Origin of the sequence: Dokdonia sp. Hel_I_53, from assembly GCF_007827465.1 — a bacterium.
In the GTDB taxonomy this organism is placed as follows: domain Bacteria; phylum Bacteroidota; class Bacteroidia; order Flavobacteriales; family Flavobacteriaceae; genus Dokdonia.
The window spans coordinates 2,630,106-2,645,362 of sequence record NZ_VISL01000001.1 but is presented as its reverse complement, the minus strand read 5'-3'; the positions used below and the strand labels follow the sequence as shown (position 1 = coordinate 2,645,362).

At 36.3% G+C, this 15,257-nt stretch carries 14 protein-coding genes; 5 read left to right on the top strand and 9 right to left on the bottom strand.

The features are described from left to right. Positions 1-6: 6 nt before the first annotated feature. Entirely contained in the window at positions 7-1,785 is a 1,779-nt protein-coding gene (argS, locus tag OD90_RS11825; protein ID WP_144669371.1) for an arginine--tRNA ligase, read from the bottom strand. Between the two features lie 145 nt (positions 1,786-1,930). On the opposite strand from argS, the gene OD90_RS11820 reads away from it, so the two are divergent. Then, positions 1,931-2,362 carry a hypothetical protein gene (locus OD90_RS11820; RefSeq protein ID WP_144669370.1) on the top strand — a complete coding sequence of 144 codons (432 nt, stop codon included), beginning with the start codon at positions 1,931-1,933 and terminating at the stop codon, positions 2,360-2,362. Positions 2,363-2,373: 11 nt separating this feature from the next. On the opposite strand, the gene OD90_RS11815 is transcribed toward OD90_RS11820, so the two are convergent. After that, positions 2,374-2,577 (bottom strand): hypothetical protein, encoded by a 204-nt coding sequence (locus tag OD90_RS11815; protein ID WP_144669369.1) that lies wholly within the window; start codon positions 2,575-2,577, stop codon positions 2,374-2,376. Between the two features lie 101 nt (positions 2,578-2,678). On the opposite strand from OD90_RS11815, the gene OD90_RS11810 reads away from it, so the two are divergent. Next, the gene (locus OD90_RS11810; RefSeq protein WP_144669368.1) at positions 2,679-4,112 is read left to right on the top strand and encodes an SDR family oxidoreductase; all 1,434 of its coding nucleotides are present in this window, start codon (positions 2,679-2,681) and stop codon (positions 4,110-4,112) included. Positions 4,113-4,119: 7 nt separating this feature from the next. Here OD90_RS11810 and OD90_RS11805 read toward each other — a convergent pair whose 3' ends face one another. The 6 genes from OD90_RS11805 to trkA form a co-directional block, all read right to left on the bottom strand. Next, positions 4,120-4,527, bottom strand: a complete 408-nt coding sequence (locus OD90_RS11805) for an RrF2 family transcriptional regulator (RefSeq protein WP_144669367.1) — start codon at positions 4,525-4,527, stop codon at positions 4,120-4,122. A gap of 13 nt (positions 4,528-4,540) precedes the next feature. Further along, positions 4,541-5,446, bottom strand: a complete 906-nt coding sequence (ctlX, locus tag OD90_RS11800; protein WP_261374506.1) for a citrulline utilization hydrolase CtlX — start codon at positions 5,444-5,446, stop codon at positions 4,541-4,543. 65 nt (positions 5,447-5,511) lie between these two features. Then, the gene (locus tag OD90_RS11795) at positions 5,512-6,336 is read right to left on the bottom strand and encodes an alpha/beta hydrolase (RefSeq protein ID WP_144669365.1); all 825 of its coding nucleotides are present in this window, start codon (positions 6,334-6,336) and stop codon (positions 5,512-5,514) included. Between the two features lie 59 nt (positions 6,337-6,395). Continuing rightward, positions 6,396-7,373, bottom strand: coding sequence for a YpdA family putative bacillithiol disulfide reductase (locus OD90_RS11790; RefSeq protein WP_186434758.1), 978 nt, complete (start codon positions 7,371-7,373; stop codon positions 6,396-6,398). Positions 7,374-7,375: 2 nt separating this feature from the next. Then, a complete protein-coding gene (locus tag OD90_RS11785) occupies positions 7,376-8,872 on the bottom strand; it encodes a TrkH family potassium uptake protein (RefSeq protein WP_144669364.1) in 1,497 nt (498 codons plus the stop codon). Between the two features lie 6 nt (positions 8,873-8,878). Next, positions 8,879-10,228, bottom strand: coding sequence for a Trk system potassium transporter TrkA (trkA, locus tag OD90_RS11780; RefSeq protein ID WP_144669363.1), 1,350 nt, complete (start codon positions 10,226-10,228; stop codon positions 8,879-8,881). Positions 10,229-10,451: 223 nt separating this feature from the next. Here trkA and ubiE point away from each other — a divergent pair, with 223 nt between their 5' ends. Together ubiE and OD90_RS11770 are read left to right on the top strand one after the other, a co-directional pair. Then, positions 10,452-11,180, top strand: a complete 729-nt coding sequence (gene ubiE, locus OD90_RS11775) for a bifunctional demethylmenaquinone methyltransferase/2-methoxy-6-polyprenyl-1,4-benzoquinol methylase UbiE (protein ID WP_144669362.1) — start codon at positions 10,452-10,454, stop codon at positions 11,178-11,180. 4 nt (positions 11,181-11,184) lie between these two features. Continuing rightward, on the top strand, positions 11,185-11,889 hold the full coding sequence (locus tag OD90_RS11770) for a porin family protein (RefSeq protein WP_144669361.1): 705 nt from the start codon (positions 11,185-11,187) through the stop codon (positions 11,887-11,889). A 13-nt stretch (positions 11,890-11,902) separates the two neighbouring features. On the opposite strand, the gene OD90_RS11765 is transcribed toward OD90_RS11770, so the two are convergent. Continuing rightward, positions 11,903-12,640, bottom strand: a complete 738-nt coding sequence (locus OD90_RS11765; protein ID WP_144669360.1) for a TrmH family RNA methyltransferase — start codon at positions 12,638-12,640, stop codon at positions 11,903-11,905. Positions 12,641-12,716: 76 nt separating this feature from the next. Between OD90_RS11765 and OD90_RS11760 the strand changes: the two genes are divergently transcribed. Then, positions 12,717-15,248 (top strand): outer membrane protein assembly factor, encoded by a 2,532-nt coding sequence (locus OD90_RS11760; protein WP_261374504.1) that lies wholly within the window; start codon positions 12,717-12,719, stop codon positions 15,246-15,248. The last annotated feature ends 9 nt before the right edge of the window (positions 15,249-15,257 follow it).

Here is a 15,257-nt window from a genome sequence, read left to right as displayed (position 1 = left end):
GATCTTCTACATACGTTCTGGCACTTCTATGCCTAATAAGCTAAATGCACTTTTAATTACTTTTCCAACCTGGGCGCTTAACTCTACACGAAAAGACTGATCATCTACATTCTCAGTACCTAAAATTTGTACTTGCTGAAAGAATGAATTGTACTCTTTTACAATATCATAGGTATAGTTTGCAATAATTGCTGGGCTTTTTTGAGCTGCAGCAAGTTGTATTGTTGCCGGGTACTCTTGTAGTAACTTCAGGAGTTCCTTTTCTTTAGGATGCAACACTCTTTCTGATTCAATAGCAGTTTCAATATTCATCTCTTTTGCTTTACGCAAAATTGACTGAATACGCGCATACGTATATTGAATAAATGGTCCGGTATTACCTTGAAAATCTACCGATTCTTTAGGGTCAAACAAAATTCGTTTCTTAGGATCTACCTTTAAAATATAATATTTCAAAGCACCTAAACCTATCGTTTTATAAAGCTTTTGTTTTTCCTCTTTAGAATAGCCATCAAGCTTTCCTAACTCTTCTGAGATGGCTCCTGCGGTCTCCGCCACCTCGTTAATTAGATCGTCTGCATCTACTACTGTTCCTTCTCTAGATTTCATTTTTCCAGAAGGAAGATCTACCATTCCATAACTTAGATGAAATAAATTTTCTGCCCAGTCGTAGCCTAATTTCTTTAAAATTAAAAATAACACTTGGAAGTGGTAATCTTGCTCGTTACCCACCGTATAAATCATTCCGCCAACATCTGGGTGGTCTTTTACGCGCTGGATAGCTGTTCCAATATCCTGCGTCATGTATACCGCTGTCCCGTCAGAGCGCATTACAATTTTACGATCCAGACCATCATCTGTAAGGTTACACCATACAGAACCATCCGGGTCTTTCTCAAACACACCTCGTTCTAACCCCTCGGCGATAATATCCTTTCCTAATAAGTAAGTATTACTTTCGTAATAATAACTGTCAAAATCTACTCCAATATTTTTATAGGTGACTTCAAATCCGTCATAGACCCACTGGTTCATTTTTTCCCAAAGCGCAACCACCTCAGCATCTCCGGCTTCCCATTTGCGCAGCATTTCTTGTGCTTCGAGTAAAAGTGGCGCTTCCTTTTTTGCTTCTTCTTCAATTTTTCCTTGGGCCACTAATTGAGCTACTTCTTTTTTATATTCTTGGTCAAATTTTACGTAATAGTTTCCCACCAACTTATCACCTTTCAATCCAGTAGAAGCAGGTGTCTCACCATTACCGAAGCGCTCCCAAGCAAGCATAGACTTACAAATATGTATCCCACGATCGTTAATAATCTGCGTTTTATACACTTTTGATCCAGCTGCTTTTATAATTTCTGATACAGAATAACCGAGCAACACATTACGCACGTGCCCTAGGTGTAGGGGTTTATTAGTATTGGGTGATGAATATTCGATCATCACTGCCTTGCCATGTTCGGCAACTTTTCCGTAATCGGCTGTTTTTACAATATTTTTAAAATCTGTATTGTAGTATGTATCTGCAATGACCAGATTTAAAAATCCTTTTACCACATTAAATGCTGTAATTTCTGAAACATTTTCAACGAGATACTCCCCTATTTGAGTTCCTATTTGAACAGGGTTTCCTTTTACCACACGTAACATTGGGAAAACCACAACTGTGATGTCTCCCTCAAATTCTTTACGTGTGGCTTGAAATTCTACAGAAGGCAAATCTGCATTAAATATTTCTGCAATAGCATTTTTTACGTGAGCTTCAATGGTAGTTTGTAAAGACATATATTTTTTTTATAATTAATGCTATAAGGATTGAGTACGCTTTCGCGAAAGCATAAAACACCCCCTAACAAAGGCACAAAGATATGTGAAAAATGAAAGTCTACACAGCCCAAACGCTCCTAAACTAGTATCTTTAAAAGAAAAAATGCTACTAAACGTATCTTATAATAATCGAGAAATCAAACGGAAGATTGATACAGAGGTAGGCCCTGCCTTTGGCCTAAGAGAACGGATCAAGCAAGGAGGCATTGGTATAGGACACCTCAATATCACTGAATCAAGTATACAAATTCAGAATTTTCTTGCTCTTGACAAGTATCGCAATAAATGTAATATCGAGTTGCGACCCAATGGGATTATTGTAGGATTTAGAGCTTTACTAGATAGCTATGCACTTATAATCCCTTACTGGAAGCTAAAGCTATACAAAGGACGTGCAGAAGAATACAGTATTTATCGTGACACTTACTTTATAAAAATTGAGGCAAAACCAAGCGATAAAAAAATACACAATTTTATAAAACGCATCTTAGCCGAGAAAGCAAAGCAAACTTCTACAAATATAGATGAGCTTTAAAGCAATTGGTATTATGAATTTTTCTTACCTAAGAATACACCTGCTATGACAGCCACAACTCCTAGCACAATAAGCAGTAAACTTTCATTAGACAACCCCTCTTTTGCAGATACTTCTAAAGGTCCAAAATTAAGAATTTGCTGTGGGACAAATGCATTATAAAGTCCAAAAGCGACTAGTACAATACCTACGACAATAAGAATATTCTTTAACATATTTGCTAGTTTAGATGTGGTAAGCTACGACAAAATTGAATCATATGTAAGTTAACGGCATTTTAACTTCAACAATCTTTAACTATACATACATTGTACTCATGAAAATTTTACTTACAGGCGCAAATGGATATATAGGGATGCGATTACTACCCCTATTACTGGAGGCAGATCATGATGTAGTTTGCGTAGTACGAGATGCCGCTAGGCTTTCTGTAAGTAAAAAAATAAGAGAGCAAATTGAGATTGTAGAAATTGACTTCTTAGATACACCAGATATCTCAAAAATACCACAAGATATCGATGCAGCTTATTATTTATTGCATTCTATGAGTTCTTCTACCACAGATTTTGATACAAAAGAAGAAAAATCTGCAGTTCATTTCAACACCTATCTTAAAAACACACAATGCAAGCAGGTCATCTATCTTGGAGGTATTGCAAATGAAGAAAATTTAAGTAAGCATTTAAGATCTAGACAAAATGTAGAAAACACCTTAAACAAAGGCAAAGCAGCCGTTACTGTCTTACGTGCTGGAATAATTGTGGGCTCAGGAAGTTCCTCCTTTGAGATTATAAGAGATCTCTGTGAGAAACTTCCCATAATGATTACACCTAAATGGGTGCAAACAAAATGCCAGCCCATAGCCATACGTGATGTAATGCACTATTTGATAGGCGTGCTTGGTAATGAGAAAACATATAATGATGATTTTGACATAGGAGGCCCTGACATACTTACCTACAAAGAAATGATGCAACATTATGCTAAGGTGCGTAATCTTAAACTCTATATTGTTACATTACCTGTAATGAGTCCAAAATTATCTTCGTACTGGCTCTATTTTATAACCTCTACATCCTATAAACTTGCACTAAATCTAGTTGATAGCATGAAGGTAGAGGTGATCTCTCGTGATAACAGATTACAAGATTTACTAAAAATAACACCCATATCTTACAATGCAGCTATAAAGTTGGCTTTCGCCAAAATTGAACAAAATCAAGTTGCAAGCTCTTGGAAAGATAGTCTTGTAAGTGGTCGTATAAAAGTAAATCTGGATGACTACATTCAGGTTCCAAAATTTGGCTGTTTGAAAGACACTCAAAAGATACAATTGAAAAATAAAGAGCTAGCCATTGAGAATATATGGGCTATAGGAGGAGAACGAGGATGGTATTACGGAGACTGGATGTGGAAAATTAGAGGTTATATAGACAAACTATTTGGCGGTGTAGGTTTAAGAAGAGGCCGCACGCATCCAGACAGAATTTATACTGGTGATGTCTTAGATTTTTGGCGCGTTTTATTATCAAATAAAGAAGAGCCTCGCTTACTCCTTTTTGCAGAGATGCGCGTTCCTGGAGAAGCCTGGTTAGAGTTCACAATAGATGAGGATAATATTCTCTATCAGACAGCTACCTTTCGTCCCAGGGGATTATTTGGCAGGATCTATTGGTATAGCATGCTTCCGTTTCATTACTTTATATTCGGTGGAATGATACGTAATATAGCAACAAAGAAATATACCTAAACTCTCCTTAGATGATATCTGCTAGCGTTTTATTTTCTAATACCTTCAATGTTTGATCACGTACTTCTACCATTAGATTGTGAATACTACACTCATCTTCAGTAGGACAATCTTCACAATGCTCGTAAAAATTAAGACTCACACAAGGCAGTAGTGCAATAGGGCCTTCTAATATTCTAATGATTGTTGCCATTTTTATTTGAGCTGGGTCTTTGATCATATAATACCCACCCCCTTTACCTTTTTTACTTCCTAAAAAACCAGCCTTACGGATAGATAATAAAATGCTTTCTAGAAACTTTTTGGATATATTTTCGGCATCTGCAATTTCTTGAATGAGTACAATTTCATCTGCAGGCTGCTTTGCAATGTAGGTCAGTGCCTTAAGTCCGTATTTTGTTTTTCTAGAAAGCATTTGTTGAATAAAATTATTTTTTTGGAAGAAAAACTTCTGCCATCATACACCTAGCACTTCCTCCTCCGCAAGTTTCGATGGTCGTAAGGTCGCTACTTAAAATCTCACAATACTTTTCAATCTTTTGAATTTGATCCTTAGTGAGACTTTTATGTGCTGCTGCACTCATCACTAGTAATTTCTCATTAGAAGCCGTTAAAACTTGTAACATATTTCCAGCAAATTGATGCATTTGCTGTTCTGTAATAGTAATGATTTCCTTACCAGTCTCCTTGAGATGTTTTAATACGTTTTTACGTTCCTTTTTATCGTCAATCGTATCTAAACAGATTACACAAAAATTTTCAGCAAGGCACATCATTACATTTGTGTGATAAATAGCTAGTCGCTCCCCCTCAACAGTTTGATTTGCTGTAAAAACTACAGGCGTATACTCAAAATCCTCACAAAATTCTATAAATAAACCTTCATCTGCTCTATCTGAAAGTGCACAGTAAGCTCTTTCATTTTGACGATCCATCAAAATACTCCCAGTACCTTCTAAAAAAACTCCTTCATCCTCTGCTGCAGTATAATCTATAATATTTTTAATTTGAAAGCCCTCTTTCTCTAAACGGATAAAAACTTCATCTCGGCGTTCTTTACGACGGTTCTCCGCAAACATAGGATAAATAGCTACATTTCCATTTTCGTGAAAAGAAACCCAGTTGTTAGGAAATACAGAGTCTGGTGTATTTCCCTTCTCATCATCATTCTCTACAATCACATTGACACCCGCAGTACGCAGTTTTGATACAAATACATCAAACTCTTCTTGGGCTTTGTTATTTATCTCTGCATTTGCAATAGAAATATCTTCTTGAAAGTAATTATTTACCGCCGTTTGTTCATTCATACGAAATTGAACTGGACGAATCATTAATATAGTGTTCGTTATTTGTCGTAAAGCCATAGGTATTTAAGTGCTAATAAAGCAATATATGCTTAATTCTGATTTTTATTAAAGATTTTTTCAAAGGCATCATACACCGCAAGATGTAATGCGTCGCCATGTGTTTGTTTTTCAAAAGAGTTAAAATGTATTTTTTCAGTGCTGCTATATTTTAAAATCTTTTCAAATAAGCCCTTCGCGGTACGCTCCATGATTTCTCCTTCCTTACCAACCCCAACATATACACTTCCAGGAAGTTTTAATTCTTGTATAGGTCTAGTTAATAATGACTCATCATCCCACCATAGACTCGGACTAATTATTATATAATTTGTAAAGAGCGACGGTCTAGTTAATAATACTTCTGTTGTTAGAAGGCCTCCAAGGGATTGTCCTATTATAGTGGATGTCTCGCTCACTCTGTAATTCTCTATTATAGTGGGCTGCAGTTCTCTTTCTATAAATTTAATAAATTTATCAGATCCTCCTGCAGTTGGAAAATCAGCTTTGTCTTGCTTATTCTTTGTAGGGAATGTAAAATCTCTTTTTCGATCTATATTTGAAATACCTACCACAATAGATTCTGGAATGATATTTATCCAAGAAAAAGAACAAAATTGCACAAGCCCAGCGATATGTATGATATCTTCTTCTAAAGAACCATCTAATAAATATATGACTGGATATTTTTTATCTCCACTATCATTATATCCTTTAGGAAGATAAATATTTAACGCTCGCTCTTCCTGTAAGATCTCAGAATGGACAGTCACTATTTCACCTATAGAGAAATCGCGTTTTCCATTGATTTCTAAGGTGTTTTGAGCAAAACCTTTAGTAGAGATACAGAGTAATAAGAGCAGTACTATTTTTTTCATTTTATTACTATATCAATTCTATTGGAAATATAAGTTTACGCTTTCGCGAAAGCGCACTTCTACTTTTTTAACTTTTTTTCTAGATGATTTAGAATCATTTCTGCGTGGATTCGAGTATTTTCAATAAAAAACCGGCTCGTTTTTAGTCCGCCTGCGGCAACTCCCGCAATAAAAACATTAGGCAAAGGTGTTTCTAACGTTTCCTCATTGAAGATAGGTGTTCTAAACTCATCATCATCAATGGGTAACCCGATATTCTTAAAGAGTGTATAATTAGGCTTATAGCCTATCATAGCGAGCACGAAATCATTTTCTATTACAATCTCACCATTTAGAGTGTTTACTGTAACATTCTCCTTTGAAATACTTGTCACTTGTGAATTAAAGTGAGCAGCTATAGCACCTTCCTTGATTCGATTTTCAATATTAGGCTTTATCCAATATTTTGTACGTTCATTAATTCCAGCACCACGCACTACCATAGTTACCTCTGCGCCTTTGTAGTAGGTTTCTAGCGCTACATCACAGGCAGAGTTTGCAGCGCCTATGATAACTATTTTCTGGCCCACATAAGGATGTGGACTGTCATAAAAATATTTCACCTTTGGAAGATTTGCTCCTGGTATTTTTAGTTCTCTAGGGGTATCATAAAAGCCTGTTGCAACAATTACCGCTTTTGCGAAAGCGTCACCCTTACCAGTTACTATAGTGTAACCTTCTTCTTTAGGAGTCATTTTCAACACCTCTGTATATAGACTAATATTTAAATTGTAAGTTTCTTGAACCCGACGATAATATTCTAACGATTCCTTACGTGTAGGCTTATCTCTGTCTGATACGAAGGGAACCTCTCCAATCTCTAACAATTCTGAAGTACTAAAGAAGGTCATGTTTTCTGGAAAGTTATAAAGCGCGTTTACCAATACCCCTTTCTCAAGAATTACATACTTTAAATCTTTTTTTTGTGCCTCTATACCACAAGCGATACCTATGGGCCCTCCGCCAATAATTACAAGGTCATATGAAGTGTTGTCCATAATCATCTATTACGCCAAAAAAATGGGGTTAATAAAATAAGAACAGTAAAAAGCTCTAGGCGTCCTATAAGCATTAAAAATGCCATCCACCATTTTGCTCCTACAGGTAGCCAGCCATAATTATCTACAGGTCCTAAGCTTCCAAAAGCTGGACCTACATTACCTAAAGCAGAAGCCGCACCCCCTAATGCAGTCCTAAAATCTAGCCCTAAAGACCCTAGAACACTAGCACCTACGATCCAGGATAACATATACAATATGAAAAATGCTAGTATATTGTAAATAATAGATCGATCTACAGATCTAGTATTATAACGTACAGGCAAGATCGCATTAGGATGTAACGTACGTTTAAACTCTACAAAGGCATTCCGGATAGTAAGCAAATGCCTTACTACTTTTATACCTCCAGAAGTTGACCCAGCTGAGCCTCCCAGAAACATTAAACCGAAAAAGATAATAGTTAGAAATGGTGTCCACATTGTATAATCTGCCGTTACAAATCCTGTGGTAGTAATCACCGCTAGTACTTGAAAAAGCCCGTGTCTTATAGCACTTTCTGCTCTTCCTAATACCATAGGATGGTCTATGCTAGAGAGCGTGAAATCTGCATTTAAATACATAACCGTTGCTGCAATTATAGAAAACCCTATCACAAATGACATGTATAAACGAAATTCTTCGTCTTTTAGAATACGCTGAATTCTGCCTTTAAAAGCAAAATAACTTAGTACAAAATTTGTACCCGCTAGCAGCATGAAAAATATGATAATATATTGTATAAGTGGTTTGTCGTTCCAATGAGCTACACTGGCATTTTTTGTAGAAAAACCACCTGTAGATAGCGTACTCATTGCATGATTTGCAGCATCAAAAAATGACATCCCTGCCAGTTTTAAAAATATAGTTTCAAGTATCGTAAACCCAAAATAAATGAGCCAAAGGCGCTTAGCAGTATCGGTTATACGAGGGTGTAGTTTATCTGCACTAGGCCCTGGCGCCTCTGCTGCAAAAAGTTGCATCCCACCTATACCCAATAGCGGTAAAATAGCTATCGCAAGTACAATAATACCCATACCGCCTATCCAGTGTGTTGTAGACCTCCAAAAAAGAATACTTTTAGGAAGCGCTTCTATCTCTGTTAATATGGTTGCACCTGTTGTAGTATAGCCACTTATGGTTTCAAAAAAAGCATTTGCTAGTGTTGGAATTGCGCCAGAGAACAAATAAGGCAACATCCCACTAAGAGACATGAATAACCATCCAAAAGTCACAATAATGTATCCCTCTCGCTTTTTAACTTCTTTTTCGTGCCCCCTAGTCAAAAACATGAGTGACACACCAACAAAGGCAGTAATTAAGGCCGCAGCAGATACTTCAAGCCCCACACCATCTTTTGTAATAAAGCTTACAAAAGCAGCAATAAGCATAAAACCACCATTGACGAGCAATAGCAAGCCCATAAGGTGAAATATTATCTTGTAATTAAGTTTTGGCATGAACAGTTAGATAAACATTTCTTCTACCTTTTTAATAGATCTAGGTAAGCAACAAACAACCACTCGATCTCCAGCCACAATTTTAAAATCTCCAAGCGCTATAAGCCCCTCTTCATTACGTACAACACCAGCGATAGTTGCAGATCTGGGGAAGTCTATATCTCTTATAAGTTTACCTTCTACTTCAGAGTTCTTTTTTACAATAAACTCTAGCAACTCTGCATTCATATTGTTGAGCTTTGTCATCGCAACAACCTCTCCCTTGCGTATATATCTAAATATATTATTTGCCGCAAGTAGCTTTTTATTAATTAGTGTATCTATACCTATACTTTGTGAAAGCTGGAAGTAATCCATATTCTCTACAAGAGCAATGGTTTTTTGCACTCCTTTTGACTTAGCTACTAAGCAAGACATAATATTTGTTTCACTATCTCCCGTTACAGAGATAAAAGCGTCCATATCGTGTATATTTTCTTCATCGAGCAGCTCAACGTTACGTCCATCACCATTAATAACTAACGCTCTTGGTAGCATATCTGCAAGATCAATTGCTTTATCTCTATTTTTCTCTACAAGCTTCACGTTAAATTTATTACCGCAAAGGTCTTTTGCAGTTTTTGAACCAATATTACTACCGCCTAGGATCATTACGTTTTTGATTTTCTGACGTACTTTCCCTGTAAGCTTATATATTTCTTCCACACCACCCGCAACAGTTACAAAGTAGATATGATCTCCCTCTTTAAATACAGTGTCTCCTCGTGGGATAAGTGTATATTGCGTGCCCTCGCGCTGTATTGCGATAGGCATAAAATGTAGTTCTGGAAAAATCTTTGCAGCCTCTTTTACACTTTTACCTACAAATGAGGCAGTTCTCGATAAAGTAGTCCCAACCATAGTCAAAGCACCATTCTCAAACTCAAAACTATCTGTAAATCCGCTTTGATTAAGAAGTAACTCAATTTCACCAGCTGCTAAACTCTCTGGAGAAATGAGCTCATCTATACCAAACTTTTTAAAACCTGCTAATTCTTTATGTTCTATAAACTCAGTATTTGAGATTCGAGCAATCGTACGCTGCGCACCTAATTGCTTTGCAAGCACACACACCGTGATATTAGTAGTCTCACTTGCTGTCACAGCTATAAGAAGATCAACACCGTTTACACGTGAGTCTTGGAGAATCGAAATAGAAGTAGCATCCCCTTTAATAGTTCTGATATCTAGATGCGTATCTGCATAGGCTAGATTCTCTCGATCTATATCAATGAGGGTTATGTCTTGTGACTCGTATGAGAGTAGTTTCGCTAGGTGAAAACCTACCTCCCCTGCTCCTGCAATGATTATTTTCATAAAAAATTTACTAGAAAATGCACACAAAGATAGCACATCTACCAGTCTATATAAAAGAATGTGAGACTTTGTATGTATTCGCTTTCGCGAAAGCGAATAATTGAATATTTACAGTTCTAATCTGATCGCAATGCCTTCATTTGAGAAGTTACTAGCTCAAATCTTGTGATATGCAAATTAAGACTCATTATTTGAAAGTAGTATATTTACAAAAAAAATAGTGATGACTAAAAAGGTAACCCCTTATAAATCTTCTGACAAGTCAAAAAAGCAACAGGTCGAGAAAATGTTTGATACGATTTCTGGTGAATACGATGGTTTAAATAGAGTCATCTCTTTTGGGATAGATGTAAAGTGGCGAAATAAAGTAGTACAGCTGGTTGCAGATACAGATCCTGAATCTATTTTAGATATTGCTACGGGAACAGGAGATCTCATCATAAATATGGCAAGCACAGACGCAACAAAACTGGTGGGTCTTGACATATCTGAAGGGATGCTTTCCGTAGGTAGAAAAAAAATAAAAGCGAAAAATCTTGACAGTCGTATCGAAATGATACAAGCAGATAGTGAAGAGATGCCATTTGATGATAATAGTTTTGACGCGGTCACGGTCGCCTTTGGAGTTCGAAATTTTGAGAATTTAGAAAAAGGCCTTTCTGAAATTTTGAGAGTCCTTAAACCAGGAGGTGTTTTTATAATTTTAGAAACTTCTGTACCTACTAGAACGCCTTTTAAGCAAGGCTATAACTTTCATTCTAAAGTCATTTTACCCGCAGTTGGAAAACTGTTTTCTAAAGACAAAAAAGCTTATGGTTACCTAAGTGAAAGTGCCATTGCATTTCCTTTTGGTGAGGCACTCAACAATATTTTGCGTAAAATTGGGTTTAAAGACGTGCAAGACAAACCACAAACCTTTGGCGTAGCAACTATTTATACAGCCACAAAATAATCATATGCGCACCACTATTGTTGTACTTCTTTTATTATTCTCTTTTAGTACTGTACATGGCCAGTGGCTTACAAAGCCTCGGGTTCAAAACAACCAAAATTTTGATAAAAAACCTCTGTCATGGGGCTATTACTTTGGCATAAATTCTCTTGATTATAATTTTGATTATCAAGAGCAACAGGAAGATATTCAGGTAGAACGCACTATAGGGTTTAATGTAGGTCTTATAGGTAATTTAAGATTATCTGATTATTTTGACTTAAGAACAGAACCTGGTCTTGTATACACTCAACGCAATTTAATGTACGCACCTGATCCACGTTTTGAGAAAGAGTCTGATCTCTTTAGAGAAGTTCCATCTACGTACATTTATGCCCCTTTACTTTTGAGAATTAACACTAAACGACTTAACAACATTAAGCCTTTTGTATCACTGGGCGTGGCGACAGCAATTAATCTTTCTAGTAATGAGGACAATCCAGATGACAATTTTGCTGGAAAATTTAGAACTACATCTAAACCTTTTTTTTATGAGTTAGGTATAGGGATGGACTTTTTCCTTTATTACTTCAAATTTACTCCTAGTATTAAAGGTGTTTTTGCCACTGGCGACGAACTTGTAAGAGATAATAGACCTAACAGCCCGTGGACTGGAAATATAAATAGAATGCAATCTCGTGGGGTGTTCTTAAACTTTACTTTCCAATAGCAAGCTAAAACTTCTATCGTTTAAATTCACTTAAACTAATGGCTGCTGCAGTGGCTACGTTCAAACTTTCTGTCGCTTGTTGAACACCAAACCTTGGAATGGCTATTCTACTATTGATATAGTGTTCTATTGTTGAAGAAATTCCATTTGCTTCATTACCCATAATAAGCACTCCTTCTTTTTCAAGAGTGCATTGATAGATGTTTGTTCCATCCATAAAAGTTCCATAAATAGTTCTATGCTCTTCTTTTAGATACTCCTCTAAATTAGTATAAATAATATGAACTCTAGTAAGCGACCCCATAGTTGCTTGCACCACCTTGGGATTAAAGCAATCTACCGTTTGTGGTGAACAGATCAATTGTTTAATACCAAACCAATCACAGAGTCTTATTATAGTACCTAAATTACCTGGATCTCGTACATCGTCAATTACCACCGTAATACCTCCTCTGTCAATTATACTTTCTTTGGGAATATTAAAAACTGCAACTGCTTTTTGTGGGGTCTTTAAAAAGCTTAGTTTCTTTAATTCTGTATGAGTTGCTTTAAAAATTTTGGACGCTTCTTTTTTTGTGATCGCTTTCGCGAAAGCGTTTTCATCTTCCACATACAACTCTTTAAGCAAGAAAGTAGATTGAAGTAGCTCTGTAATGACTTTAATACCTTCGGCAACAAAGATACCTTCTCGATTACGGTACTTTTTTTGACCTAAACTCGTTATTCGTTTGATTGTATTTTTGCTTACCACGATTTAAATGTACTTTTGAAACTGTGAAGAAGCCCTGTTGAGAACTCCGTTTACAAAAATATCACTATTTCTGCTAGTGGCAGTATTTCTATCTGCCTGTGATGCCACAAAGCGGGTACCTGATGATGGTTATTTACTTACCGAAAATACTATTTATGAAAATGGAGAAAAGGTAAGCGACTCTCGTCTTTATAATTTTTTATATCAAAAACCTAATTCGAGACTTCCCTTACTCAATATTCCTTTACGACTTTACATTTACAACCTAGCTCGACCTAATATTGACTCTATATTAAATCAACAGCGTGTTGCAAGCGCTGGAAAAGTTACTTTCTGGGAGAAACTTCTTTCTGAAAAACAAGTAGAAGCTTCAAGAAAATTTAAAAAAAATTTTAATGAGGCTATAAAAACAACTGGTGAAGCCCCAGCGATTGTCACAGAAGAAATAACTCAAAAAAGCGCTAATAGACTTACAGCTTATTATGTAAACAACGGGTATTTTAACGCTGCTGTAGATTACAAAATAGTTCGTGACAGCAATCAACGTGCTGTTGTAAATTATCTTGTTGAAAAAAACAAACCCTATCTTTTAGACTCTTTAATCCCCATTATACCTTCCGCAGTAGCAGATTCCATTTACTATGTACATAAGGATAAATCTTTATTAAGACCTGGTAATCGTTATACAACTGCAACTATTAATGCAGAAACAGAAAGAATTACAAGTTTGTTTCGAAATAACGGGATGTACCATTTTGAGTCTAATGCTATTAGCATCATAGGGGATACAGTTAATACAAACAATAAAGCAAACTTAGATTATATCATAAGCAACCGTAAAGAGACCATTAGTGATTCTGTATATGATCGCCCTTATAAAGTTCACAAAGTATCAAAAGTGAATATTATCACAGACTATAACTATAGCAATAGAGATCAAATATTTAAAGACTCTCTTATTACAGATGGGTACAACCTCTACGCTTACGATAAAATACACTATAGACCTAAAGCACTCACAGATATCATACCATTAGAACCTGGATCCATTTATAAAGATACAGACCGAGTTCAAACATTGAGCAGACTAAGTCTTTTAGGAACTTTCAAATACCCAAGTATTCAATATAACGAAGACCCTCAAGATAGCACTCGAACAGATCTAGTAGCGAGCATACGCCTTACACCATTAGAAAAATATAAGTTAAGAGCAGATTTTGATGTATCTACCTCAAATATTCAAGATTTTGGAATTGCTGGCTTTGGATCGCTTTTGATACGAAATATTTTTAGAGGAGCTGAAACCTTGGAGCTTTCAGGTCGTGGAAGCTTGGGTGCTTCTGATGATGCCTCAAACCCTGATGATAGTTTTTTTAATATTTCAGAAATAGGTGCAGACGCTAGACTCACCTTCCCTAGAATATTTTTTCCAATTAATACTAAAAAAATAATTCCTGCAGAGTGGCAACCCAATACCCGAGTGAATGTAGGTATTGGTATCCAAAAAAACATAGGTCTGGATAAGCAGACCGTAACTGGTGGTTTAAAATATAATTGGAGTCCATCTTGGAAAAGGTCATTTAACGTGAATCTCATAGATGCTCAATATGTAAGAAACCTCAACCCAAACAACTACTTTAACATCTACCGAAATACGTATAATGATCTCAATAGATTTGCTATAAATAACCAGGCAAATGTAGATCCTTCGTTTTTTACAACGACTGCAGATGGCGGTTTAAGGCTAAGTATACCTAATGGAGCAGAAGCGTTCATCAATGCAGTAGACAATGGAGCTACAACTGGTTTTACAAACACACAAGTTAACGACATACAAGCCATAGCAGAGCGACAAGAACGCTTAACGGAAGACAACTTAATAGTAGCCTTAAGTGTGAGTCATACCTTTGACAATAGAGAAAATATCTTTGACGAGACCTTTAGTCGTTTTAGAACAAAAATAGAATTTGCAGGAAATGTACTCGCACTAGCAGGGAATCTCACTAATAATGAAGATACTGGAAGTACTGGTAGAAGAATATTTGGAGTTACATATTCCCAATACGTAAAGACAGAGCTAGATTATGCCCGCCACTGGGATTTGGGAGATAATAATATTATAGCAATAAGAGCCTTTGGAGGGATTGCAATTCCTTACGGAAATTCTAATAGTATTCCTTTCATAAGAAGTTTCTTTGGAGGAGGATCCAATGATAACAGGGCTTGGAGGCCCTACGACTTAGGTCCAGGAAGTAGTGGCAGTCCCAACGAATTTAATGAAGCAAATATGAAGCTTGCTTTTAATGCGGAGTATCGCTTTGATCTTATTGGACCCTTAGAAGGAGCACTTTTTACTGATGTAGGAAACATCTGGAATGTATTTGATAATGTAGAAGACGAAGCGTCGCGATTTACTGGGTTATCAAGTCTTGAAGAGCTTGCAATAGGTACAGGATTTGGGTTGCGCTGGGATTTTGATTTTTTTGCCCTTCGTTTTGACATAGGCTTCAAAACATATAATCCAGCTCTTGACAATGGTGACAAATGGTTCAGAGATTATAACTTCTCTAATGCCGTATATAACGTAGGAATTAACTACCCTTTTTAAGCATAAACA

Excerpts from the sequence above, each read along its gene's own strand:
- argS (WP_144669371.1), bottom strand. The coding sequence starts at position 1,785 with ATGTCTTTACAAACTACCATTGAAGCTCACGTAAAAAATGCTATTGCA.
- OD90_RS11820 (WP_144669370.1), top strand. The coding sequence starts at position 1,931 with ATGCTACTAAACGTATCTTATAATAATCGAGAAATCAAACGGAAGATT.
- OD90_RS11815 (WP_144669369.1), bottom strand. The coding sequence starts at position 2,577 with ATGTTAAAGAATATTCTTATTGTCGTAGGTATTGTACTAGTCGCTTTT.
- OD90_RS11810 (WP_144669368.1), top strand. The coding sequence starts at position 2,679 with ATGAAAATTTTACTTACAGGCGCAAATGGATATATAGGGATGCGATTA.
- OD90_RS11805 (WP_144669367.1), bottom strand. The coding sequence starts at position 4,527 with ATGCTTTCTAGAAAAACAAAATACGGACTTAAGGCACTGACCTACATT.
- ctlX (WP_261374506.1), bottom strand. The coding sequence starts at position 5,446 with ATGATTCGTCCAGTTCAATTTCGTATGAATGAACAAACGGCGGTAAAT.
- OD90_RS11795 (WP_144669365.1), bottom strand. The coding sequence starts at position 6,336 with ATGAAAAAAATAGTACTGCTCTTATTACTCTGTATCTCTACTAAAGGT.
- OD90_RS11790 (WP_186434758.1), bottom strand. The coding sequence starts at position 7,373 with ATGGACAACACTTCATATGACCTTGTAATTATTGGCGGAGGGCCCATA.
- OD90_RS11785 (WP_144669364.1), bottom strand. The coding sequence starts at position 8,872 with ATGCCAAAACTTAATTACAAGATAATATTTCACCTTATGGGCTTGCTA.
- trkA (WP_144669363.1), bottom strand. The coding sequence starts at position 10,228 with ATGAAAATAATCATTGCAGGAGCAGGGGAGGTAGGTTTTCACCTAGCG.
- ubiE (WP_144669362.1), top strand. The coding sequence starts at position 10,452 with ATGACTAAAAAGGTAACCCCTTATAAATCTTCTGACAAGTCAAAAAAG.
- OD90_RS11770 (WP_144669361.1), top strand. The coding sequence starts at position 11,185 with ATGCGCACCACTATTGTTGTACTTCTTTTATTATTCTCTTTTAGTACT.